The sequence below is a fragment of the Nonomuraea sp. NPDC051298 genome (genome assembly GCF_055586305.1).
In genome coordinates this window covers 1-24,003 of record NZ_JBVJIM010000043.1, presented here as the reverse complement: position 1 = coordinate 24,003, position 24,003 = coordinate 1, and the positions used below count along the sequence as shown (strand labels likewise).

Here is a 24,003-nt window from a genome sequence, read left to right as displayed (position 1 = left end):
GACTAGCCCTCGCTGTTCGTATCGGAAGGTGGTGGCTTGGCGGCCACGAAGCGGCCTTTGCTGGGGACGACGACGATCAGGCCCTCTCGCTGAAGCAGTTCCAGGGCCTTGCGTACCGTGATGCGTGCCGTGCCGAACCTTCCGGCGAGGACAGGTTCGCCAGGCAGCCGGACATCCGGAGGGAACTCGCCGGCCTTGATGGCGACGCGAAGCTGGTTCGCCACGTCCTCGTAGCGGGTGCTCGGCGGCGTCTCCGGAGCCGCCTGGCCCTGCACCCGGCGGCCCCGTCCCATCTGGCTGACGACCAGGCCCTCGCGCTCCAGCTCCGCGAGCGCCTGACGCACCGTCCCGCGGGCCACGCCGAACTCGGCCACCAACGCCGACTCGGACGGGATCATCGCGCCGGGCGGGTACTCCCCCGTCTCGATCCGCCGGCGGAGATCGCCGGCCAGCGTGGCGTACGCGGGCTGAGCTTTGCCTTGAGTCATGGGGCTCCCTTGCCGAGCAACATCAGATCCAAGGCTAGGGCGACGCAGCCTCGGCAGGGGGCGACTGCGCTTTCTGCGCCCGTCGGACGGGATTCACGCGGCGTCACCAGCCGCCTCTGACATGAGGTTGGTACGTAAGCTCACCTCGCCCGAGAGAATCGACACCCAGATGCGCTCTGCCACTTTGCGGCGCCACGGACCGGCGTACATCTCCTGGGGCGGCGTGCCCCGATCCGTACGACGGATCCGATAGTTGCCACCGGTTGCGAGGAACTCGTAGACGGTCGGCCGGCAGGAACACGTGTGCATGAGCGTCCGGCTCTGGAGTGGCTTGTCCGTTGTCCAGGTGAGGGTGGATCGACGGCTGTCGTTCCGCATCGGGGGGTGTGGCGATAATCCGGGGCATGGCCATGCGGCGGCTCCCAGAAGGCTCGGTTCAGCGGCTCGCTTCTCGTCCTTCAGCGTGTTCGATCGCTCCAGGTCTTGGCCAGGTGCGCCCGGCGGCTGAGCGCATCGGAGGGCGATGCGGGCGGGCACGTCAGGCGGAAGGTCCACGAGGTTGAGGCGGTGTGCCCAGTACGCCCATGGCAGCTCCAGCCCCGGAGCGGCGGCGAACTCCTCCGTCGTCACGTCACCCAGGGCGTAGTCCGCCGTCCGGTCGGCCAGCGTCTGGAGTTGCCGCCGGTGGAAACGACGCAGCGTGTGCGCTCCAGACGAAGGAGCAGCGTCGTCTTCCCATTCGGCGATGAAGATGTGCCAGTCGTGGCCTGTCTTCCGAGACCGGCACCAGTCCGGGAACCACTCCTTGATCGCGGGGATGAGGTTGACTCCCGTGAGTCCCATCGCCCGTCGGATCTGGGCGCGCGCGACCGTCTCCGGGTCACCGTGAGTGTCCAGGTGGGCGGCGGCGAACGCCCAACCCGGCGGGGTCATGCCTCGGTCGAGCAGCCAGTACGTGTCCCCGGCGTCGGGCACCACCACGCCGACGCAGGGGTGATCGCATCGTGCGGCCATCACGTTCCCCCTCGGGTGTCCGGTTGCAGGTCCAGCGTGAGCTGATCGTCGTTCTCACCCTCGGGCCGGTGGGGCAGTCCGGCAATCCGGCTCAGCATCGTCAGGGTGGTGCCGGACTTGTCCGGGAGCTGACCGACCAACTCGGACAGAAGCAGCGCGGCCCCTACTGCGTCCCACAGCGCCCGGTGCGGCTGCCCGTCCGGGACGAGCGTCTTCACCTCGTTCTCCAGCCCGTATTGAGCGAGCAGACCGGTCAGGTTCCACCGTTTGGCGTCCGGTCGCAGATGGCGGACGAGGCGGGCGGTGTCGATCAAGCCGGCGGGCTCGATGCCGGGCAGGCGCAGGTGGATGAGCCGCCAGTCCACGCCGATGTTGTGACCGACCAGGATGCGACCGTTCAGTTTCGCGGCGATGGTGCCGCCCAGCGTGTCGAGGCCGGGGGCGTCAGTGAGGGCGGCGCCGGAGAGGCCGGGCGAGATCCATGGGCGGGGCCGGATCCAGCGGCCGGGATTGATGAGGCTGTGCCAGGCCGCGCCCATGTCGGGACGGCCCTCGGCCAGCGGGACGACCGCGATCTCAAGGATCGCCTCGTTGTGGCGATCCTGTGCACCCGTGCCCTCGAGGTCGAGCGCGACGAGTTCGGCGGCCGTCCACGTCTGGTCTCGCATTCGGTGCTCCACAGGTCGGTTCAGTCGTCTTCGTGGCGGGCGGCGGACGCCAGCCGTTCGCGAGCGCCGTCGAGCAGCGCCTGGTCCTCGGTGCTCACCTCGTAGCCTTCCAGGGCCCGGCCGTGCGCGGCGTGCACGTGCGGATGCTCGACCTCCCAGAATTGGAAGCCGAACAGGTGCTGGAGGGCGTAGCGGCGCTGTTCGCCCAGTGTGGCGGTCATGACGTGCCCGTCCTCGATCAGGAACGGCGTGTCCGGGTCGAACCCGAACGAGTCCAGCGCGATGCGGATCTCCTCGGCCGTCGGTGGGGTGAGCGCGGCGGCGCAGCGTGCCACCTGCTCGGGCGGGCAGATGTCGCACAGCTCGGGCACGCCGAGGTGCCCGTTGTAATCGGGGAGCTGCCAGCCGTACGTGACCCCGCACGAGGTCTTGCGGAACAGCGGGACCGAGATGCCGGACTCGCGCCACGCCTGGACGATGCGGGCGTCCAGTTCCTGCGGGAGGACCTTGCGGCGCTGCCAGTTCTCGCCGTACGGCACCGGGACCCCCAGACTCCTGAGGTGGGCCGTGTTCTCCTCCTTGTGGTAGTAGCCGGTGAACACGATCGCGTCCACCCCGGCGTCGGCCGCGACGCGCAGCACGTGCGACATGGTGTCCGGGTCGTCGTTCCAGCCCGGCACGATCGGCCTCCAGTAGAGGATCACTTTCGTACGCTGCTTGTGGCGGGCCGCGGCCGTGATGGAGTCCACGGTGGTGGTGGACTTCGTGATCGGCTCCACGCGGTCGTCTCGGATCCCGGAGTACGTGAACAGCAGCGTCGGCCGTACGTGCTCCAGTCCCTCCAGGCGCGCCATGTCGGCCTCGGTGACGTGGAAGCGGGTGATGACGAGCACCAGGTTGCTCAGGCCGCGCCGGTCGAGTTCCTCCAGGACGGCGAACGTGTGCGGTTTCACCCCCGGCAGCATCGGGTCGGTCGCCTTGTTGAACAGTTGGACCGGCGTGGTGTGCGGCACGAACTCGGGGTGCTGGACGAGCAACTGAACCGCCTCGTCCGTGGGAATGAGGAACTGGGGGATCTTCTGCTCGAAGTTGCCCCAGAAGTGCCGCACGCAGTACGCACAGTCCAGCGGGCAGCCGATGATGTGGTTCAGGCTCAGCCCGGACTTGCGGTTGGTGATGATCTGCGCCATGTACGGGTCAAGCTCGGCCTGCTGGGCTGCGGCCATCAGGCGCAGATGCGCGGGGCCGGCCGAGATGCCGTCGGCGGCGATGAAGACGGGCTTGCTCATCGTGCGTGCGCCTCCTGGTTCAGGATGTGCCGGTACGGCTCGCCGAACCAGATCATGAAGTCGGCTGCGGCATCGGCGGAGTTGTCGCTGGCGTGGATGAGGTTGCGGATGAACCGTCCCTCGGCGGCGGCCTTCTCGGCGCTGTCGTCGCCGTAGTGGCCGCGGATGGTGGTGGACGGCGCGCGGGACGGGTCGTAGTGACCGAGCAGGTCACGTACGCGCTGCGCGGTGTCGCTGGTGTGGCCGCGGGCGAGCGCCACGGTCACGGTCGAGCCCACGTAGTGCTCGATCAGGTCGGCCCGGACGTCGAACGGGAAGCGGTGCTGCAGCTCCAGCATGTCGGCGTAGTGGGCGAGGATCTGCTGGGCGGTGACGACCACTTCACGGATCTGGACGATGGTCACGGTGCCGGCGACCCATTCGAGGATGGGCCTGACGAGTCTGCGGTCGGTCGCGTCGGGCTTGCACATGACGACCGTCCAGTAGTCCCACCCGCCCGGGGGCCTGAAGCGCGCCCCGTCGGTCGTACGCGCGATCACGTCGCTCCCTCCGGCATACGCTTCGGCCAGCGCTGCTCCACCAGCCATCGGTAACCCGGGTCCAGTGCGTGCAGGACCTCCACGCTGACGGGCAGGTCGGTGTGGGTGATCTGCCGGTACGCCTCCCACAGCAGGAGCACCTGCTGCCAGTACGGAGCCAGCCCGGTGCCGGCGATGCTCTCGGGGGTGTGTTGACGGGTGTCGGTCCGTAGCTCCGCTTCCTCCTGGGCGAGCAGGTGCAGCGAGGTGAGGCAGGCGTCCGCGGGCATGCCCGGGAAGCGGAAGGCCGGCGGACGGTACCCGTCCCCGCCGACCTCCGCGAGGATCTTGCGGACCTTGGCCCGGTTGGGCAGGTTGACGTGCATGGACCCGACGTGATGGCTGTAGTGCCCGACCCGGACGCCGAGCAGGTGGGCGGCCAGCTCCTGCAGGACCGTGAAGGAGAAGACGTCGCTCGGGAGGCCCATGAACGCGTCGTTGCCCCGCATGTAGCAGGTCAGGTGCAGCCGATCCTCCCGCAGGAAGAACTGGGCGGCGATTGTGCAGGACACGTCGGGGTTGTCCTCGGTCATCAGCTCCGCGGGGCTGAACATGGACAGGACGGCGCGCTTGGTGTCGTGGTCCTTGCTCAGCAGGTCGAGCACCCGCTGCCACTGGGTTCGGCCGTCCGGGCCGGCGGTGAACAGGCTGCGGCCGTACGCCGTGCCCGTGAGCGTGCTGCCGTCATGGCTGGCGTCCCTCATCATGGGCGCGTAGTAGCCGATCATGTCCAGGTCGGCGCGGCCGGACCAGTACCAGAGCACCTCTGCCCAGTTGTAGGCGAGGTTGATCGGACGCGTGGCCAGGTACGGCACGCGCTGCGTCGGGTCGGTGATGCGGAACGACACGTCGAGCAGTTCCAGTGAGCTGTTGCCCCGCGTGGAGATCCGGTGGTCGGGACTCGTCGTCGTCTGCCGCAACACCCTCGTGTACGCATCGTGGAAGGTCTGCACGCGCTCAGGTGTCATAGGGGATCCTTCGGTCTCGGACTGTGCTCGCGCGCTCGGCACGGTGGCCCGGCTGCGGTCGTGAGGGCGAAGGGGTGGCCGCCGTCGTGTGAACGGTCATGGGTTCGTGGCCGCTCGGCACGCTCGTCGCCGGGCCTGCCATCCGCGGCTGCCAGGCGGAGGAGCCGCGGGCCTCGTTGCCGTCTACGTCCAGGTCAGGATGTATGGGGTCGAACGCGAGAATCCGTTCCCACAGCCCTCGGGGAGTGCTGGCCTTTCGGTAGGCGCCGCCCTCGGCCGTCTCGCCGAGGTAGAAGGCTGTGAAGTGCTGGCTGCCGGGCTCCCAGAGCACAAGCCACCAGCCGCAGGTGTGGTGCTGCAGGTGGGCGGCCCATGCCCATCCGAGTTCGTCCGGGACGAACCGTGGGCCGCTCGTGATCGGCGGAGAGTGGGGGGTCATCGACTGCCTCGGTCGGATGTCAGGGGTGGAAGCTGATGGGGAAGGTCCGCGTTCGGGGGCTGACCGTCGCTGCGGAGCGACACGAGCGGAGACGCCTCGGAAGGGATCTTTTGGCCCTCGTCGACGGCCCACGCATGCGCCTGCCACACCACGTTCGTGGCGTCCTCCTCGGCCGCCATGCTCATCGCGGTCATGAGGAAGAGGCGTGTGGCGGCCTCGTACCGAGCGGTGGGGAGTTTGAGCGTGCCGCTGACCTGCCAGGTTCGCCCCTGGTCGAGCGACACGAGCAGAGCGACCAGGGCCGACTCACCCGGTAGCACGGGTGTCGTGACGGGATGGGCGACGACGTGGTGGTGGTCCGCGTCAAGGGCCTGCATCGTTTGCCGCTCCTCACGTACGGTGACGACTTCCTTCCACTGTGGATTCGTACGACGAAGGCGGGAACACCAGCGAGTCGGGCAGTCAAGAGTCAGACCACGGTCAGATCGCGGTCAGGTTGACGACCCTCCCGACCGGCCGCCGTGCGACGATGCGGGTGGAGGGAGACAGCCGATGTCCGAGCCCAATCCGCTGCTGCAGCAGGCGCGAGAACGATTGCCGTCCCCTGCCGACCCCGGCGAGCACGCCTCGCGCCAGGAGCTGGCAGACCTGGTCAACGCCTGGTTGTTCGAAAATCGCCACCGTCGGGGTGGCCTTTCACAGGAGTACGTGGGAAAGCTGGAGCGCGGCGAAGTGCGCTGGCCCAACCGCGACTACCGGGATGCGTTCCGTACCATTCTGGGCGCGGAACATGACCGGGACCTCGGGTTCACCCGCTCACGACGCACCAACTCGGTCGTTACCGTGACAGGTGTGGATCGGAAAGGCTTCATTCGCACCGCGCTGGGGGCAGCCGCCGCTGTCCCACTCGCCGACCTGGCCATGCCCGCCCAGGCCATCACCCCACCCCCGGTCGTACAACCTTCCGACATCACCGAGCTGCGAACCATCGCCGGCGTCTTCACCACCTGGGATCACACCTACGGCGGCTGCCTGGTCCGCGAAGCGGTCACCGGCCAACTGCGCTTCGCAGTGGGGCTACTCAAGCAATCTCGCTGCTCGGCCAAGCTGCACGATCCTCTGTACTCCGCGGTCGGCTGGCTGGCACACGCGGCGGCGTTCATGGCGTTCGACGCCTACGCGCACGAGGACGCCCGCAGGATGTTCACCCTCGCACTCGCCTGCGCGGAGCAGGCGAACGACTGGCATCTCCGGGCCAAGGTGCTCTCCTCGATGGCGCGGCAGGCCATCTGGTGCGGTGACGCCGACAACGGGCTGACCTTGGTGGAGTTCGCCATGGTGCGGGCCGATCGGCTGACCGCGGCCGAGCGTGCCATGCTGCGCTCGGCCCAAGCTCGGGCGTTCGCCAAGCTGGGCCGGGTGCAGGAGGCGTGGAGGGCAATCGAGGAGGCGGACACAGAGTTCGGCCGCATCCGCCCCACCGAGGAGAAGCCGTGGATGCGCTACTACGACGCGGCCCAGCACTCGGGCGACACCGGACACGCGCTGTTCGACCTGGCTCTCGATGGGAGGGCAGCGAGCAGTGCGTCCGTTGGCGGAGCGGTCAACGAGACGTACTTGGGTGAGGCGGCCAGGAGGCTGGCCAGTGCGGTGTCCGGGCACAGCGCCGCCTACGTCCGATCTCGCGCGATCAGCGGAATCAAGCTGGCCTCCCTCACCATGGCCGCTGGAGACCCAGAGGAAGCCGCCTCCATCGGAGGGCGGGCGGTCAGCGACGCGGGAACGGTGCGTTCTCGTCGAGCCCAGGACGACATGAAGGAACTCGCCAGGCTCGCACTCCCCCACAAAGGCCGCACGCCGGTGGCCTTGTTGCGCCATCGCATCCGGGAGGTCGTCCAGGCGTGACCCAGATCAGTGACGCCGAGGCGGCCGCCTGGGCAGCACTCGGCACGGCGAGCCGCCGCATCGGGCTCGACCCGGCCGGCGCCGAGTTGATACGGCTCGGCGAGAACGCCCTGTACCGGCTACCCGGCGGCATCGTCGCCCGCGTCTCCCGCGCCGGCCAGTTCGCCGCCGCGACGCGCGAAGTGGCGGTGGCCCGCTGGCTCGAAGCCAACCACGTACCAGCCATCCGGGCGTGGCCAGACATCGACCAGCCGATCGAGGTCGACGGCAGAGCGGTCACCTGGTGGCGAGAGCTGCCACCCCACCGACACGGCACAGCTCCGATGGTCGCGACGGCACTACGCCGCCTTCACGACCTCCCGCCACCGACCGGCTTCGACATCGGCCGCTTGGCTCCGTTCGTACGACTGGCCGAGCGAATCGACCGTGCCACCACCCTCGACGAAATGGACCGGGCCTGGATGCGCGCCCACCTGGCCGAGTTGGAGGCACGGTACGCGGAACTGCCCAAGGGACTGCCTGAGACGGTCGTGCACGGCGACGCTTGGATCGGCAACGTGGTCAGCACGGACGACGGTGACGTGGTGCTGCTCGACCTGGAGCGCTGCTCAGTTGGACCGCCTGAATGGGACCTGACCTCCACCGCGGTGAAGGCGTTCACCTTGGCAGGCATCACCACCGAGGACTACGACGCCTTCGTCCGGACGTACGGACACGACGTCACCTCGTGGGAGGGATTCGAGGCGCTGCGGGACATCCGCGAGTTCCGTATGACCTGCATGGCCGCCCAAGTGGCTGCGGAGAATCCCGCTCGGCGCGACGAAGTGATGCTGAGATTGGAATGTCTACGTGGTGAGCGTGGACCACGGCCCTGGTCTTGGACAGCCGTCCCGTAGCCTCACAGCATCCTGTTGGTCGGTGCGATCGAGGAACCAGCCGTCGCGCTCCGCAACGCCGAAATGCAGCGGCGGGCCGACCGGGCGTGTGACGCTCTTCCCGGGATGGTGCCCGCGTTCCTACGACCGCCCTCAGATACCAGTTGAGCGAGTGGCAGTAGAGGCACCAGCCGAAGTCAAGGCCCGCATGCCGTCGTCGGACGAGCGCAAGCTCTTGGATATCCCTGAGGAGATTCCGTATTCGTGCTCATTCAGCCAGGCAAACTGACCAACTCCTGCCAGCGGATCGAACCATTCTGACCTGGCCGAAGAGTGCCGGCTAGCACCACTGGCACCTCCAAGTCATCAGCACGGGCGCATCAGCGTTTCCCGAGACCGATTGACCAGCGGCACGCGCAGACGAGAGCATGCCCAGATAAGTAGCGGCACTCGACCCTGCCCTGAAGTACGAATCTTCTCGACAGAGCCGAGTGCTACGGAGGTTGCCGAGCAACGCCGAAGTTCGAATCAACTGAGGCAAGAAGCTTCACAGATCGAACAAACGTTCGTACAGTATGCGGGTGGGCAAGTTGGCCAGGGACGCACAGGACAGGCATCACGGGAGCACGCACCTCCGTCGTCGTGCAGCCCGGCGCACGCCTTGCGTCGCCCATAACACACGGGATTTATATTCAAATGCGGTCAACCGCAAAAGACGCCGATTACGATCTAGTGAAGATTCGAAGCCACAAGCGAAGAGAGTTTGGCGAGCCCCGATCGGGTGGACGTACTGTGCCGATAGCGTCACAAATACCCCCCGATTTGCAGAAGGTTACTCACCAATGGGCTACCGCGACTTCACGCAACCTGTCGGGCCTTCCTGGCCTAAAACCGTTGCAGACTGGATCCAGTGGACAGACCGTGAGGGCGTGGCACCCTCCATCGTCCCGATCGACGACTCTACTTGCCAGTTATGCCATGGAGCGGTAGGAGAGCGCAGCGACGGCACGCACTGGGATTTCTGCCAGAACTGCAATAGAGGCCGACGCACTCTCGATGCGGTGGTGCCTGTGGCCTATTCGATCAACAGCGGGATGGAATCCGTTCTGCACCGCTATAAGGACTTTACGCCATCCGTCCGCTATCGGTGGATGGCCTGTCCACTTGCCTCCTTGGCCACTGACTTCCTACACGCCCACCTGCCCTGCATAGAGCGGGTTCATGGATCTTCACAACTGGGCGTCGTCATGCCAAGCAGCAATGCCAATCGTGACTTCAATCACATGGAAGTCATTCTGAAGGCTGTTACCTCCTGGCCAATTGAATGGACTACGCACGTCCTTCATAAGGCAAAACCAGGCAGGCCGTCCCGAGGCGAGATAGACTCAAGCTACTATGAAGTAGCATCTGAAGCCGCAGTACGAGGCCGCAACATCCTCCTGTTGGACGATACGTGGACCTCGGGAGCAACGGCCTTCAGCGCGGCTGCTCGCTTGCGACAAGCCGGCGCCCCGAAGCGTCGTGAGCTTCACGATTGGGCGTCAACTACGCGACGACTGGGGCACTGGACACGTACTTACACAGAGGGCGTTATCCAGGTCCTACAGCAAGGAGAGGTGTGTTATCTGTGCTCAGAGATCGTGACTACGAGGCAACTCTCCTCCTCCTACTGCTAGACACCCCGAGCATCGGCCCTCGCCGACTCCTAGATCTGCTCGCAAGACATGGCCACGCGCAGAATATCCTTGAGAGTCTTCTCGCCTCCGACGACACCGCGCCACGCGTGCGTACGCACCTAGAGGGTGCTGACATCAAAAAATACACGAGTAGCATCGAGCGCACATACGAACTCGGCGGCACCTATAAGCTATGGGATGAAGAGGACTACCCTTCCAACCTGAGACGATGGGATGGTCGACCTCCCGTTCTCTTTCACAAAGGCGATCTCACCGCTCTGAGCAATCGCGCTCTTGCACTTGTGGGACGGGTAGATCCCACAGAAGTGGGCCTAGAGTCAGCGCACAGGTTTGCAAGAAAGTGCGTGGAGCACGACATCACGGTTATCAGTGGACTTGCCCGGGGCATTGATGCAGCTAGCCATCACGGCGCTCTGCAATCTCCTCCCGGGAATACATACGCAGTCGTTGGCCATGGCCTCGACTATTCGTACCCCCGCGAAAACGCGGATCTATATGCAGCCATACCCTCGCATGGCGGAATTATCTCCCAATTTTCCACAGGCGTGGGCCCTCAGCGCTGGACTTTTCCCGCTCGCAATGAAGTAATGTGCACTCTAGCACTTGGCACAGTCATCATTGAAGGCAAGCCAGGGTGCGGGTCTATCATTCAAGCCGACTTCTCCTTTAAACACGGTCGTCCCGTTTTCCTGCTTTCAAAAAATCTCGAAGCTCCGGACGCCGACTGGGCAAGAAAGCTGGTCGCACGAGGAGCACATGTAATCAGATGGTTCGACGAGGTACTAGAGGTCGTCGAGAAGACCCTGTACGCATCAAAGCAGGGAGCCGCAACAGCCACAGCCTTGTTTGAGATCAGCGCTAGTTCTCAGCCCGCCCCAAAGACGAACATTGGCCAGGATGAGCAGTTATACGGCGCTTCGCAGTCTGGTTCTCAACCACATGAGAGCACACCTGGCTCGATCGCTGCCCTATTCGACATCGACGGCGTTATCATAGATTCGCGCGCCGCCACTGCAGCCGCCCTTGCTTCCGTAGCATCTCGACACCTTGGCCGCAAGGTAGACCCTGCCAAGGTCAACCCGATAGGAAGCCCAGAAGGAATTCTAGCAAAGCTAGGGGTACCTAACCCACGAGCCGCCTATCAAGCTGATTACGACTCCGCACTGCAGGATTCACTTGTGGAGATACGGGTGTTTCATGAGGTAGTACAACGTCTCAGAGAGCTCAAAGCTAGCGGCATACGCATCGGCGCAGTAACCGCGCAACCCCGGCGACGAATTACCCGAATGGTTCCACGCGAGATAAGAGAACTCTTTGACGTGTTCTTGTGCTACAACGACACAGGAGGTAAGAAAGATGTCGGGATTAGACATGCCCTCGCACATATGCATGTATCCCGAAATCAGGCATTCTTTGTAGGCGATACACCATCGGACATGAAAGCAGCACGGAAAGCAGGAGTCAAGAGCGTTGGAGTACTCTGGGGCTTCAGTTCCGAGGAGGAATTGAAGCGTTCCCCCAGCGATATACTGCTGGAGAGTCCCATGGAAATCTCATTGGAGCTTGCTCTCCGCCTAAGCGCGCCTCGCACGTGAGTCGAATCCGACAAATGTCGGCGCAGCCTAGTGCCCACGCAGCTAAATGTAGCGCGGGGCATGTGAAGGCATGCGGTCGCTGGGGAAGCACTACCGGCCTCACCAGGAGACGGCTCCGACCGGGCGTTGGCGTCGCGTGAGGCGGTTCAGCAACACCGTGATCATTCCCAATGCCTTCCCGAACTAGAGTCGAAGCTTGGACTAGGCGCTCGTATCCGCAGGTGAGCGCCAGCACAGCACCTTGAAGATCGCTGGACTCCTAAAGCGGGTGCCGCAGGTTCGAATCCTGCCGGGGGCACTCTTCTTCACCAGGCATTTCAGCCTCTGACCTGCGGTTTCGCGGCCGTAGGTCTTTTGCTTTCTAGGCCCTTGTTAGGTCGCCGAAAGCAGCCGTAGGTCCTTGATCACGGGATACATGCGAGATGATCTTGACAGCGTTTCCCCAGCTCACTGCGGCTGTATACCTTGCGGCCCGCCCCGGGGGACGTTGTCTATAGCTCGCGTCGTCCCACCTGACGCTTCAGACCAATCCGGGCGAATCGGTTGCTGTGGCAAATCGCGCGCAGTCCAATGGCCTACATCTCGGACCCCGAGCTTAGGTCCACGCGCCCGAAGGAGTCCCCATGACCCGGGAGCAAGTAGAAGCGGCCTTACGCCGTGTCGAGCAACTCACCGATCAAGCCAGACCTGCCCTCGATCGCGTGGCCGGACTCATGGCCCAGAACATCTGGACCGGCCCGGCCGCACAACGCTTCGCCGATGAAATGACCGGCCAGCGCCAAGCCCTCAACAGGGCGTGCGCCACCGCGGTGGACGAACTCCGGGCACTGTTAGCCCGTACACCGGCGGACAGCCCGGGCTAGCCATGGGCCAGCTGGAGGGCATGGTCCCCGACGGCGTCCGCAGCCTCAAGGGCGCACTGCGCCAGGCCGAAGTCTCGCTGGACGCCATCGGCGAGGAACTGTGGAACATCCTGCGCGGGGCCTGGCTGTCGACCGCCTCAGCCGACACGATCCGCCAGACGGCGGCGTGGGCCGGAACCCAAGGCCCTGAGATCAATAAGCGGCTGCTCCTCCTGGAGCGCATGGAACTGGCCCGGCCGGAACTCTTCGGGGCGGGCAAGCCGCCAATCTCCGTCGACGACTCCATGCTCGCCCCCGGAGCGGTCCTGCCCACGGCAGGCGGCTTCTGGGACCGCGTCGGCCAGCACCTCCAAGCCACCTTCGACCCGAACCTGAACTCCGGCGACCCGCTGACGGAGAACGTCAAAGGCGCCGTGGAAAGCGTCACCGGGCTCGGCAAGATGGTCATCGACTACTCCCCCACCCGGGCAGTCGTCGACTTCATGGGCTGGCAACGCAGCCTCAACGACCTGGGCCGCTCCCTCGCCGCCGCCATCCAGAACCCCGGCGAGTTCGCCAAGGCGGCGCTGGACTGGGACACCTGGGTCTCCAATCCTGATCGGGCGTTCGGCCGCCTCATCCCGGACATCGTGGCGGCCGTCACCACAGCTGGCACCAGCAGCGGAGCCTCGGCCACCAGCCGCGCCGTAGGAGCACTGGGCAGGGCCGCCAAGAGCGTGATCCGCCCCGAACCGTCGGACACCCGCGCACTCAGCAGACTCAGCGACGCCAACCCCTCGCTCCACGACGGTGGCCGACCAGCCGGCAACCTCGGTGAGCCGGGCCCGGCCGCACGCCCGGACACGAGCAGCGGGAACGGCCCCACCGCCACTTCGAAGAACCCGACGGCTGCCGATCCTTTGGATGACGCCCTACGGCACACCAGCAACGCCGATGGACGCGCATGGGCGCGGGACAACCTGCCGCTCCCGGACCTGACCAAGGAGGAACTGCGCGCATTGCGATTCTACGGCGGCCCCGGCTATATGGACATCAATCCCGCCCTGCGGGTAAAGGACGCCGACCCGAACGTGGTCTGGTCTCCCGAAATAGCCGACGACATCGCCGCCATGGACCGGGCGATCGCCAAATCTCATCTGCCATCCGACGTGGTCCTGCACAGAGGAGTGGGCAGCAAGCTCTTGGAGTCGCTGGGGGTCGACATCAACTCGGCCCGAGAAATGCAGCAACTGCGAGGGCGCGTCATCAGCGAACCGGGATATCTGAGCACCAGCGCGGGCCGGCGAGCCGGATTCGAGGGGGACGTCCGCGTGATGTTACGAGTCCCCAAGGGGCACGAAGCGCTCAACATGTACCCCATTACCGGGCTGTCCGCCGAACGCGAGATCCTCCTGCGCCGCGGCACGTCCTACATCGTACGCGGCGTGTACCGTAAGGACGGCCAGTGGTACATGGAAGCAGACGTCGTACCAGATGGCTGGACCAAGCCACCAGACTGGGACGCCCAACCGTCCATGGATGCCGATCTCGGGTGGAAAGGACCTTTCGATGACTGACACCCCGAACCTTCCCCGTTTCCACGATGCCACCGCCCGGTTCGCCTCGGAGAACGACTCCTACGATTACAAGGCCACGGGCCCGGTACGGCAGGCCGCAGTGTACGACCTGCGTGGACGGCTGCTCGGAGAAGTGTGGACCGACGATCGTCAGGCCGCGGGGTTCACCCTCATTGACGACCCTGAGCCGGACATGGGGTACGTGGGGGGACGCATGGATCGGATCCTCGCCAAGGCTTACAAGGCGGGAATCCCCGCCAGCGAGGTTCTAGACCCCGCCCTGTACGCACCGGACTTCGAATTGCGCCGTGATGCATAACCCACGCTGACCGCCTCGAAACCGTAAGGCCGCTGATGAGCATCGCCTTCACCACAGATCGCGGAGGTCCACTGTTCTTGCGGTCCGAAGCCTCGGCAAGCACCGATCGCCTACCCAACCCCTGAGCCGAGGTGATTACTTCCCAAAACGCCGTTCTGCCAGTCTTGCCGCTGGCCTCCTGACCAGTTACTCAGAACCGTAGTCTCATCGGCCAGTCGGATGTCATCTTGATGTGTACCTGGCCATCAAGGCTCCGATCGCGCCCTAACGGACCCATCGGCTGGAGGATGTGTATGAACAGCGACGGCATGTTCCATATCGACGAATCCGGCCGCCTTCTCGCGATGCATGTAACGCCCTACGAAGCCGAGGACGTGCTCCAAGGATTACTCGCTACTCACCCAGATCTCCTGGGGGGCGGGCAGATGACACCCGGCGATCCCCGTCGCTGGCTGCTGATCCGGAGGGATGCCGGCGTCCCGGACCGCGACGGAGGTGGCGGGCGCTGGAGCCTCGATCACCTCTTCGTCGACCAGGACGGCATCCCCACCTTGGTCGAGGTCAAGCGCGCCAGCGACAGCCGCATCCGCCGCGAGGTCATCGGCCAGATGCTCGACTACGCCGCCAACGGCGTCCTTTACTGGCCCGTGCACAACCTGCAGGCGCTGTTCGAGCAGACCCAGCACGACTCGGGGCGCGATCCTCACGAGATGGTCGCCCAGCTCTGCGGGGACGACACAGTCACCGGGGAGGCCTTCTTCGCCAAGGTCGGCGACAACCTGCGAGCAGGCAAGATCCGGATGGTGTTCGTCGCCGACGCCGTCCCCGATGACCTCCGCCGCATCGTGGAGTTCCTCAACGAGCAGATGAATCCCGCAGAGGTCCTCGCAGTTGAGGTCAAACAGTATGTCGCCGAGGACCACGGGTGGCGGACCCTTGCCCCGGTCGTGTACGGACGCACGGCAGCCGCCTCAGCCAAGTCCTCTGTGCACCGGCCACGCCCGAGCGAGCTTCGCGAGAAGGCAGACGAAGACGTCCGTGAACTGTGGACCCTCCTGGAACTGTGGGGTGCGCAGGAGGGACGGCAACTGACGAACTCCACCAGCGGCGTCATCGTCTCGGGCCAGAACAACCTGCGCATCGCCCACTTGTATCCGAAGGACAGGGCGCTCTGCTTCAACCTCGACCCGCTCCGCAGCCGAGGACGCGCGGAACTCGCCGAGGCGTGTCTGGCCACCCTGCGGACGCTCACGGACAAGAAGCTGACGCCGGCTTACCCGTTCTTCCCGGCGCATGACGCCGTGGCCAAATGGGACGACATCGCGAAGCTTCTTGAGCAGCTATCCACGACGTAGGACGACGTTCCGGAGTTCCTTCAGCCCAGACTGTCATGATGGCCGCCGCCTCCTGACGAGTGCGTCCGTACGGCCCTGCTCGCCACGGTAGGGAAAGCCGGACCGTACGTGAGGTTCCTGACTGAGCTCCATGTGGTAGCCACACCAAGATCAGAGGCTCGCCCAAATCTGCATCATGTGGTCACGTCGGGATGTTGGAGCCGGCAGACGAAGGAACGCATCACCGCCGCTCTGGTTAACGCAGTCGATGCCGTACCGGTGGAGCAGCCGAATGTCGGCCTCGGCTGGTCGGCTCAGGAACAGGGCGGTCAGTAGCGTTGCCTGTATCGCGCTGTGCGGGGCGTAATCGAGAAGCTGTCCGAGAGCTTGGCGGACGAAGGCGTGACTGGCGGATCGCTTGGCCTCAATGATCTCGACCCGGTCGCCGGTGACGACGTACAGGTGCGTGATGCCGGCAGGAGTACGAATACGCCTGGTCTCGGTGCCGTTCAACGTCGCTCGGTAGTGCTGGACCAGCAGAGATTCGGCACGGTGGACCAATGTAGTACCGGCTGAGCGGCTGTAGCTGGTGTGCGTGACGTTGACGGCCTCTGGATCGATGACCAGCGTGCCGGGGTCAGTAAGGGTTGCCGTGACCTGCTGCTCTTGGCGGGCTGCTTCCGTAAGGGAGGTTAAGGTCTCGATCCCGAGGCCCTCAATGATCGAAGCCCTCTTCTCCTCATCAAGGAAGCGCATGCCCATGAAGTTGTCGCCCGGGTTGAAGCCCGGCAGGTCCCAAATCTCGGCGTAGGAAATCTCGGTGGGCTGGAAGCTGAGCAGGCTGTAGACGTTCCGCCAGGAGCCCCGATCGGGATAGGGATCCCACATGGTGTCGGCGAAGGCGCTGTTGCGGAAGCTGCACCCAACCTCGCCGATTCCCCGGACGAATCCAGTGTGTCGCGCCAATGCTGCTGCGCCTGCTTATTGCCGTACGAGGGCTGGATGACGACCTGTGGCATGCGGGCCTGGCTCCTGTCTATGGAAGTCAGGGTCGGCAGTGGTGAGCACTTCGCAAAGCACCGCAAGTCAACTGGCGAGGTAGTGATGCCCATTTAGCCCGATCTTTGCGCACAGGACCGACAATTACGCTAGAAGTGCGTCATAGGGGTTGTTCGTGCACTCCGGGCCGCAGCCGACCCGATTGGAGTAACTACACCAAGCGAAAGCTCTCAAATAGGCGATAATCCGACAGGACGCCCGAAAAGGCGATCCGTCTACGAGGGCAGCCGAGTCCTGGCGGTGAGGACAGTGAACTCAGCGCTCCGACTTCGATGTGTCGGTCAGCAGCACGGTTGACATACCACTCGCGCTTCCCCCGCTCTTCCCTGTCCGCGTTTGCCGGCTCCTCGTCGGCGTCGGTTCGAAGGAGTGCTTCCGTGGGGTTGCAGTGCCTCTACCAGGGCAGTGCCGGCGAGTTAGCTGAAGCAATCGCTCGCGACGACTTCATCGACGAGCTGAAGAAACGCTTCCAGGACGCCCATTGGCAAGATCCGGATGAGCGGGAAGTCCGTTCCTGGAACAACAGCATCCCCACCGTCATCCATCTGCTGGTCGAGGCATGCCTCGAAGACGTGCAGGTGTTGCTGGAGTTGAAGGCTCCCATCACCGACGTACGCATGGACATGGTTCTCGTCGGCACCTTCCCCGGGACGGATCTCGGATCGGTCGTGGTCGTGGAGAACAAGCAGTGGTCCTGGTTGAGGCCGGACGAAAAGATGGTGCGGCTCAGCAGCGACGGGACGCCTCAACTGCATCCGGCCAACCAGTTATGGGGCTATCTGCAGGTGTTACGCGGCTACGTGCCCATGATGCTGGATGAGAAGTTATGTGGCGTCGTCAACCTGCACAACGCGCCCGTCCACATGGTCCAAGCCGTGAGGCCGAAGGTTCAGGGCCTGGAGGAGCTGGTGCAGGAGTGGGTGGCGATGTACGGCGCGGGGGAGCACCGCGAGGAGTTCAAGGACGTGCTTCGCCGGCGGTTGTCTGGCAGGAACGCCGCACAGCTGGCCGAGATGTTGCTGCAGGCATCGGTCAAGCCCGGCCAGGGCCTGATGACGCGCGTGGCCACGTGCGTGCGCGACCGCACTGTCTTCCCGCTGCTGGACGAGCAGCGCGAAGCCTACGACTACGTCCGCCACCTGGTGAGTATGAGCAAGCAAGGTGGCCGCAAGGAAATCGTCGTCATCCTCGGCGGCCCCGGCACTGGCAAGAGTGTGATCGCCGTCGAACTGCTCGGCACACTGGCCCGGCAGAAGGTCAACGCCGTCCACGCGACCGGCAGCAGATCCTTCACGCGGACACTGTGGAAGTACGCAGGTCTGCCTGGTAATCAGCGAGGTCTCTTCACCTACTTCAACTCCTTCTCGGATGCCACCCCCAATGACCTCGACGTGATCATCGCTGATGAGGCGCACCGTATCCGGAAGACCTCGCGGAACCGCAAGAACGAGAGAGATCTGCGTGAGCCACCGCCGCAGATCGACGAGCTGATCCACGCCGCTCGCGTTCCGGTGTTCCTCCTGGACGAGCACCAAGTCGTACGCCGCGGTGAAGTGGGATCGCTTGAGCTCATTCGCGACAGGGCCGAACAACTCGGCTATGGGATCCGCGAGATCAACCTACGTCACCAGTTTCGATGTGCCGGCTCTCCAGAGTACGTCGACTGGGTCGAACGGTTGCTCATGCTCCGCCGCGGCAACGGGCGACCGGACTGGCAGCCACTGGAGAACTTCACCCTGTATGTCGCCCGTACTCCTCTGGCGATGGAGAACTACCTCAAGGCCCGAGTCGCTGAAGAGGACACAGCCCGGATCGCCGCAGGCTTCTGCTGGCCATGGAGCCAGCCGAACGCCGACGGGACCCTACCGGATGATGTGATCATCGGTGACTGGCGGCGCCCGTGGAACTCACAAGCCCCCGACTACCTCGGAACCATTCCACCCTCGTCGCTGTGGGCCACCGATCCAGCCGGGTTCGGCCAGATCGGCTGCGTCTACAGCGCCCAAGGCTTCGAGTACGACTACGCCGGCGTCATCATCGGCCCCGACCTGGTGTGGCGAAACCGCTGGCTGAGCGAGCGCCACCACAACGTGGATCGCGACCAGTACCAAGCTCCGCAGTTCAGCACGGTGATCCGCAACACCTACCGGGTTCTGGCCACCCGCGGCATGCGCGGTGCGGTCCTGTACGCGACCGATCCCGCCACCAACCAGTTGCTGATCGATCTCGGCGTCCCGGTCCTCGAAGAGTGATCTCCGCCAGCTCCAATTCCACCAGTAAAACGCGTGCCTCTCGCGGGGCCGATGCCGTACGGTTCCGCAGCCGACGCGTCCCCGCTACGCTTTTCGCGACCATGTGGTGCGGCCCGACGGGCTTTCGCGGTTGTACGACTCCGGTCGGAGCGGATAGGCCCCCACCCGCACGAGTTCATTCGTGCTGCCTGGGGGTCAATCCGTGACGGCTCTGCGGCTGTCTGTCGACAACCTGCTCACCTCGCCCAACGAGGCCGCTCTGGCGGAAGCCATCGCCGAACACGTGCGCGTGGCCACCGGACGCCGCTCCTCCCCTGCCGAGGTCAGGTCCTGGCAGCGCAGCTTGCCCGTGCTCGCTCGCGACCTAGCTGACGCCGGGTTGCACAGGGTCGAGATGCTCGTGGAGTACAAACTTCCACTGACCAGCCGACGGGCCGACGTAGTCCTCGCCGGCGTACATCCACGGACCGGCGAGGACTCGTACGTCGTCATTGAGCTCAAGCAGTGGAGCCGTGCAGAGCCGTCCGAGTCAGGCGAGCATCTGGTCATCGTGGACGGCATGCCGGGCGGCGAGGCGCTGCATCCAACTGAGCAGGTGCGCCGGTACTGCGAGTACATGTCCGACTTCCTCGGGGTGCTCAACGGCAAGCCGGACGCCGTGTACGGAGCCGCGTACCTGCACAACGCCATGGACCTGGACATCGATGGCCTGGCGGACCAGGTCCGCGACGAACGCAGCCGCCTGTTCACCAAGCAACGGCGCGGCGAGTTCCTCCGGTACCTGAGCGAGCGGCTGTCCGACAAGCCAGGCGCCGACGCCGCGGACCGACTCCTGGCCAGTGCAGTCGCTCCCAGCAAGCAGCTCATGGCCTACGCCTCAAAAGAGATCCGCGAGCGCGAGCAGTTCACGTTGTTGGACGAGCAGCAGGTCGCGTACGAACTGGTCATGGGAGCCGTCGACAAGGCACGGCGGGCGGACTTCAAGCAGGTCGTCATCGTCACCGGCGGCCCCGGCAGCGGCAAGAGCGTCATCGCCCTGTCGCTCCTCGGCGAGCTGTACCGGCAGGGCCGGTCGGCCCTACACGCCACCGGCTCGCAGTCCTTCACCCAGACCATGCGCCGTTACCCCGGTCGCGGCAGCACTCGGATCAAGAACCTCTTCATGTACTTCAACAGCTTCACCGACGCCGAACAGAACGGCATGGACGTCCTGATCTGCGACGAAGCTCATCGCATCCGCGAAACGTCCACCAACCGCTTCACCCCAGCGGCCAGAAGGACCGGACGCAGCCAGCTCGACGAGCTGCTGTCCGCGGCACGGGTCCCAGTCTTCCTCCTCGACCAGCATCAGGTGGTACGGCCCGGCGAACTCGGCACCGTGGCGGGCATCGAGCACTACGCCCGTTCCAAGGGCTACGACCTGCGGTTCGTGTCCTTGGACGAGCAGTTCCGCTGCGGCGGCAGCCGGAAGTACGAGCAGTGGGTGCTTCATCTGCTCGGCCTGGCGGACGGGGAACCGATGGAGTGGGACGGAGATGAGGACTTCGAGGTCCAGCTCGCTGACTCGCCACAAGAGCTCGAGGCGTTCCTTGGCACCAAGCCTGGCACCGCCCGCATGACCGCCGGCTACTGCTGGCCATGGAGCGACCCACGCCCCGATGACACCCTCGTCAACGACGTCGTCATCGGCGACTGGACACGACCATGGAACGTCAAGAAGGACCGCGCCGTCGGCGACTACCCGCCCAGCATGCTGTGGGCCAGCGAACCGAACGGATTCGGGCAGGTCGGATGCGTCTACACCGCCCAAGGGTTCGAGTACGACTGGAACGGCGTCATCCTCGGGCCTGACCTGACCGTCCGTGACGGGCAACTGGCCACCGTGCGGGACGAGAACCGAGACCCCGCCTTCAGGAGCCGCAAGTCTGTCCCCGATAACGACTTCGACCAGCTTGTGCGCAACGTTTACAAGGTTCTGCTGACGCGAGGTATGCGAGGTACGGTGATCTACGCTGTGAACCCTGAGCTGCGCGATCACCTCGCCAACTTGATGCGGCCAGCGAGCGCTTAAGCATCCCCCTCCTCAGCGTCAGGGGTTCGACTGCGCTGAGCAAGGCGGGCGCCCGCGTGTACATGGTGGGCTACGTGGGATCGGATACCGCCGGCCAGAGCATGACGAAGGCGCTGACCGCGGCTGGCGTAGACGTCGATCACGTGCAGGTGAGGTCTTCATCCGTACAAGAGGTGGCACGCCCGGTTGCGGATGCGGAACTCAGGACGGGAAGGCGAGAAGAGCTCGTCGCATTTCGCGCCGATCAACGACTCTGTTCGTTTCCTGGTGTCGCTCTTCGGGTCAACACGCCTGGCCGCTGGTGGACGGCTGGGAGGTGTCGCGGTTCTCATTGGTCACGGTTCCACGCCGCTGTGGTCACGCTGGGACGGCATGGGATGGATACCTGCTTGGTCATGCCTCCTGGACGATGGGATCGTCTTGGGCTTCGGCTGCTTAGGACTCGGGTTGGACTTCACCGAAAGGCGTGGGCTGACTGTCGCCGAAGGGGTCGGCGTCGAGGCGACGGGGAGCGGCTGCCCAACTACACCGGACAGCGGTGTGGATCTCGGGACAGTACCCACGCCGGATGAGCTGAGCGGACTCCAGATGCTCGACCAGGCAGCGAAGACCAAGACGCTGGCGACGAGCACCGGTTTGGCTACGCGCTCCCAACTCCACCGAGAAGATCTCTGCGGTGGAGCCGGCGCCGAGTATCTTCGCCAGCCGAAGGAATCCGAGTCTTCGAGCCTGGCCCGGGGGCGGATCGGCAGACCGTACGGTGGTCGCCGCAGCGGGCTGGATGACGAGGCAGAGTGGTCGTGATCATTGTGCATGGGCCTCCCTTCTCACTGCTCGTTCATGTCAGGGTGACGCAGCGTGCCGTCCACAGAGTGGAGCGACGCGGCATGTCGAGCAGCGCGACGTGAAATGGCCCCGGAAGACCGGGGCCGAAGATGGATGAACTTGGACTACTCGTCCAGGGCGTCGTTGATCTTGCCGTTGATCTGCTCTTGCTGACCGTCCATGCACTTGGCGTAGACCCTGAGCAGGACGTCCACGCTGTGCCCGGCGCGCTTGGCGACTTCGACGGCCGGGACGCCCGCGTTCAGCCAGAGTGAGACCGCCGCGTGGCGGAGGTCGTACGGTCGAGCAGCGAGCGACGATGCGATCTGTGCCGGAGTGAGCGCGAGTCTGCGGGCTTCCTGCCGGACGTAGGAGTGCGCCGAGCTGGAGTAGGTGCCGCCCGTTCCCGTGGTGAAAATCCTGCCGTCGCTGGCGGTGCCGTACGTCGCGATGTGCTCACGCAGCATGGCGACCAGGACGGGCGGGATGGGAATGTCTCGCGTCTCCTTGTCCGCGCGGTGCTTCAGACTGCGGGACTCGTGGGTTTCGCCGGAGTTGGTCCAGCGTTTCGTGCCCTGGGGGCGGGCCTTCTCCAGGACGATCAAGCCCCAGCCTGATGCCGGCAGGGTGCAGTTCCTCTGCCGGAGGTCGGCCGCCTCTTCGGGCCTGAGCGCGGCGTAGTAGATGCAGGCGAACAATGCCTTGAGCCGGGGGCCGCGCTTGCGTCCGACCTTGGGAATAGCGTCGAGGAGCTGCTTCGCTTGGGCAGGGTTGACCACCGCGCGTGGATCGACGGCCGTCACGGCCTTGGGCACTGTCCACTTGATCTCGTCCAGCGGGTTACTGCTGAAGACCTTCTCCTCTACTGCGTGCTCCAGCAGGTGATGCAGTATGGCGCGCTTGCGCCGCACTGTGTTGGCCCCCGCGGGTGCGCCAGCGAAGGTAACAGAGATAGAGGCGAGCGCCGCACGGAGGACGTTTGCCTCGCCCAAGGCTGACAGCGGGAGCGACGCCCTTTCCAGCCAGCTCAGGACTGCAGTTTGCGCCGAGGTCAGATTGGCCCGCCGCTTGTCCGGCAGCAGCGCGTGAACTCGGAGAACCTCCCGCAGTTCCCCGGCCGAGGGACGGCGCGGCGCGTCTGCCACCAACGCCGGGATCAGCGACAGGAGCGCGTACGCGTCCGTCTCTCGGGTCCGAGCCGCGGACATGCTCCAACGGCGGAGAACGTACGCCTGAGCGAACTCCAGGAACGACGGCCCGGAAGATTCGGGCTCCAGCATCGACACCGGAAGACCGGTGGCAACGTCGAACTCCTGCCCCGCTTTGGCCGCCTGCCGAAGGTCGGACATGAAGGCACTGGCCAGCCCCTTGGTCCGGAAGCTCTTGGACCTCTCCTTGCCAGCGACCCTCCAGCGGGCGACGTACACCGGTATGCCGCGGTTGGAGCGCTGCTGGATCTGGCTGAACTTCACGTCGTAGGTGGTGTTCACGCGGCCTCCCGTCGAGAGTCGAGCCAGGTCATGAGGTCGCTCCGCCAGACGCGGAGTTCGAGGTTGGGGAGTTGGACGCAGATCGGTGCGCGGCCGAGCTCGCGCCACCGATAGAAGGTGCGGCGGGAGACACCACCCAGCTCCGCCAGTACCTCGGGAACCGTCAGCAGTTCGTCGCGGCGACTCATCTGGCACCACCGCCGAGGTTCGGGAGCCGAGTCCGCGTGAGAGCAGCGGCCAGAAGTTGATCTCCGGCTGAATAGCCCTTGCCTGCGTACTCCCATTCGGAGATCACCAAGATCGTGTCTTCGTCGAAGAGTGGCAAGCGCCCGTGGGTGACCTCTTCGGTGTGCACGAAGCGCTCACGGGCTGCTCGGAGTTCGCCGAGCGTGGTGGAGTAGCGGCGGGACCGAGTGGAGAAGTGGCCGCGGAAGCCGAGCATGTGGGCCCAGTCCATCAGCCGGAGTTCGGCCAGTTCGTCGAGACTGCCGAGGCGCATGCAGGTGGTGATGAGGCGGCGAGCGTGGTCGCGGAGGTTGAACGCCTCCAGATTGTCGAGCGGGTTGATGCGGCGATCGAGGGTGCCGACGCATTCAGCCGCCTTGGTGGCGTACTTGGCGATGTGATTTCGTCGGTCAGTAGCGACATCGTTTGTTGGTGAGTTTGGACAGCGGTTGGCGATCAACAGGCGCAGAAATGTTGGTGAGAAATGGCAGCA

The 24,003-nt window shown here is 64.9% G+C and carries 22 protein-coding genes and 1 pseudogene; 11 read left to right on the top strand and 12 right to left on the bottom strand.

Features of this window, described 5'->3' with window-relative positions; translation table 11 throughout:
• Positions 1–2: 2 nt before the first annotated feature.
• The 8 genes from ACZ6S0_RS50930 to ACZ6S0_RS50895 all read right to left on the bottom strand — a co-directional run bounded on the left by ACZ6S0_RS50930 (position 3) and on the right by ACZ6S0_RS50895 (position 5,821).
• Positions 3–488, bottom strand: coding sequence for a GntR family transcriptional regulator (locus tag ACZ6S0_RS50930; protein WP_465928045.1), 486 nt, complete (start codon positions 486–488; stop codon positions 3–5).
• Between the two features lie 93 nt (positions 489–581).
• A complete protein-coding gene (locus tag ACZ6S0_RS50925; RefSeq protein ID WP_465928043.1) occupies positions 582–1,466 on the bottom strand; it encodes a hypothetical protein in 885 nt (294 codons plus the stop codon).
• A 35-nt stretch (positions 1,467–1,501) separates the two neighbouring features.
• Positions 1,502–2,170, bottom strand: coding sequence for a 3'-5' exonuclease (locus tag ACZ6S0_RS50920; protein ID WP_465928041.1), 669 nt, complete (start codon positions 2,168–2,170; stop codon positions 1,502–1,504).
• 20 nt (positions 2,171–2,190) lie between these two features.
• Entirely contained in the window at positions 2,191–3,459 is a 1,269-nt protein-coding gene (locus ACZ6S0_RS50915; RefSeq protein WP_465928039.1) for a hypothetical protein, read from the bottom strand.
• Positions 3,456–3,998, bottom strand: a complete 543-nt coding sequence (locus ACZ6S0_RS50910; RefSeq protein WP_465928037.1) for a nucleoside-diphosphate kinase — start codon at positions 3,996–3,998, stop codon at positions 3,456–3,458. The genes ACZ6S0_RS50915 and ACZ6S0_RS50910 overlap by 4 nt, the downstream gene beginning before the upstream one ends.
• A complete protein-coding gene (locus tag ACZ6S0_RS50905) occupies positions 3,995–5,005 on the bottom strand; it encodes a thymidylate synthase (protein WP_465928035.1) in 1,011 nt (336 codons plus the stop codon). Before ACZ6S0_RS50905 ends, ACZ6S0_RS50910 begins: the two co-directional genes overlap by 4 nt.
• Positions 4,995–5,444, bottom strand: coding sequence for a hypothetical protein (locus tag ACZ6S0_RS50900; RefSeq protein WP_465928033.1), 450 nt, complete (start codon positions 5,442–5,444; stop codon positions 4,995–4,997). Before ACZ6S0_RS50900 ends, ACZ6S0_RS50905 begins: the two co-directional genes overlap by 11 nt.
• Positions 5,441–5,821, bottom strand: a complete 381-nt coding sequence (locus tag ACZ6S0_RS50895; RefSeq protein ID WP_465928031.1) for a hypothetical protein — start codon at positions 5,819–5,821, stop codon at positions 5,441–5,443. Before ACZ6S0_RS50895 ends, ACZ6S0_RS50900 begins: the two co-directional genes overlap by 4 nt.
• A 175-nt stretch (positions 5,822–5,996) precedes the next feature.
• On the opposite strand from ACZ6S0_RS50895, the gene ACZ6S0_RS50890 reads away from it, so the two are divergent.
• The 7 genes from ACZ6S0_RS50890 (at position 5,997) to ACZ6S0_RS50860 (ending at position 15,609) form a co-directional block, all read left to right on the top strand.
• Positions 5,997–7,349 carry a hypothetical protein gene (locus tag ACZ6S0_RS50890; protein ID WP_465928029.1) on the top strand — a complete coding sequence of 451 codons (1,353 nt, stop codon included), beginning with the start codon at positions 5,997–5,999 and terminating at the stop codon, positions 7,347–7,349.
• A complete protein-coding gene (locus tag ACZ6S0_RS50885; RefSeq protein ID WP_465928027.1) occupies positions 7,346–8,245 on the top strand; it encodes a phosphotransferase family protein in 900 nt (299 codons plus the stop codon). The genes ACZ6S0_RS50890 and ACZ6S0_RS50885 overlap by 4 nt, the downstream gene beginning before the upstream one ends.
• A gap of 1,597 nt (positions 8,246–9,842) precedes the next feature.
• The gene (locus tag ACZ6S0_RS50880; protein ID WP_465928025.1) at positions 9,843–11,516 is read left to right on the top strand and encodes an HAD-IA family hydrolase; all 1,674 of its coding nucleotides are present in this window, start codon (positions 9,843–9,845) and stop codon (positions 11,514–11,516) included.
• Positions 11,517–12,139: 623 nt separating this feature from the next.
• Positions 12,140–12,379 (top strand): hypothetical protein, encoded by a 240-nt coding sequence (locus tag ACZ6S0_RS50875; protein WP_366310034.1) that lies wholly within the window; start codon positions 12,140–12,142, stop codon positions 12,377–12,379.
• A gap of 2 nt (positions 12,380–12,381) precedes the next feature.
• Positions 12,382–13,935 carry an ADP-ribosyltransferase gene (locus tag ACZ6S0_RS50870; RefSeq protein WP_465928023.1) on the top strand — a complete coding sequence of 518 codons (1,554 nt, stop codon included), beginning with the start codon at positions 12,382–12,384 and terminating at the stop codon, positions 13,933–13,935.
• A complete protein-coding gene (locus ACZ6S0_RS50865; RefSeq protein ID WP_465928021.1) occupies positions 13,928–14,254 on the top strand; it encodes a hypothetical protein in 327 nt (108 codons plus the stop codon). The genes ACZ6S0_RS50870 and ACZ6S0_RS50865 overlap by 8 nt, the downstream gene beginning before the upstream one ends.
• A gap of 293 nt (positions 14,255–14,547) precedes the next feature.
• Positions 14,548–15,609, top strand: coding sequence for a hypothetical protein (locus ACZ6S0_RS50860; protein WP_465928019.1), 1,062 nt, complete (start codon positions 14,548–14,550; stop codon positions 15,607–15,609).
• A 150-nt stretch (positions 15,610–15,759) separates the two neighbouring features.
• On the opposite strand, the gene ACZ6S0_RS50855 is transcribed toward ACZ6S0_RS50860, so the two are convergent.
• Positions 15,760–16,554 carry a hypothetical protein gene (locus ACZ6S0_RS50855; protein WP_465928017.1) on the bottom strand — a complete coding sequence of 265 codons (795 nt, stop codon included), beginning with the start codon at positions 16,552–16,554 and terminating at the stop codon, positions 15,760–15,762.
• A 470-nt stretch (positions 16,555–17,024) separates the two neighbouring features.
• On the opposite strand from ACZ6S0_RS50855, the gene ACZ6S0_RS50850 reads away from it, so the two are divergent.
• The 4 genes and pseudogenes from ACZ6S0_RS50850 to ACZ6S0_RS50835 all read left to right on the top strand — a co-directional run bounded on the left by ACZ6S0_RS50850 (position 17,025) and on the right by ACZ6S0_RS50835 (position 21,774).
• Positions 17,025–18,899 (top strand): DUF2075 domain-containing protein, encoded by a 1,875-nt coding sequence (locus tag ACZ6S0_RS50850; protein ID WP_465928015.1) that lies wholly within the window; start codon positions 17,025–17,027, stop codon positions 18,897–18,899.
• 202 nt (positions 18,900–19,101) lie between these two features.
• The gene (locus ACZ6S0_RS50845; RefSeq protein ID WP_465928013.1) at positions 19,102–20,970 is read left to right on the top strand and encodes a DNA/RNA helicase domain-containing protein; all 1,869 of its coding nucleotides are present in this window, start codon (positions 19,102–19,104) and stop codon (positions 20,968–20,970) included.
• 2 nt (positions 20,971–20,972) lie between these two features.
• Positions 20,973–21,116 (top strand): annotated as a pseudogene (locus tag ACZ6S0_RS50840) (PfkB family carbohydrate kinase); the annotation flags it as partial.
• A gap of 301 nt (positions 21,117–21,417) precedes the next feature.
• Positions 21,418–21,774, top strand: coding sequence for a hypothetical protein (locus ACZ6S0_RS50835; protein WP_465928011.1), 357 nt, complete (start codon positions 21,418–21,420; stop codon positions 21,772–21,774).
• 146 nt (positions 21,775–21,920) lie between these two features.
• Here the strand turns inward: ACZ6S0_RS50835 and ACZ6S0_RS50830 are convergent, their stop codons facing one another.
• From ACZ6S0_RS50830 to ACZ6S0_RS50820, 3 genes are all read right to left on the bottom strand, one after another.
• Positions 21,921–23,285, bottom strand: a complete 1,365-nt coding sequence (locus ACZ6S0_RS50830) for a tyrosine-type recombinase/integrase (protein WP_465928009.1) — start codon at positions 23,283–23,285, stop codon at positions 21,921–21,923.
• Positions 23,282–23,473 (bottom strand): helix-turn-helix transcriptional regulator, encoded by a 192-nt coding sequence (locus ACZ6S0_RS50825; protein WP_449912740.1) that lies wholly within the window; start codon positions 23,471–23,473, stop codon positions 23,282–23,284. Before ACZ6S0_RS50825 ends, ACZ6S0_RS50830 begins: the two co-directional genes overlap by 4 nt.
• Positions 23,470–24,003 (bottom strand): replication initiator (locus ACZ6S0_RS50820; RefSeq protein WP_465928006.1); only part of this gene is annotated, 534 nt, incomplete at its 5' end. The genes ACZ6S0_RS50825 and ACZ6S0_RS50820, both read right to left, overlap by 4 nt.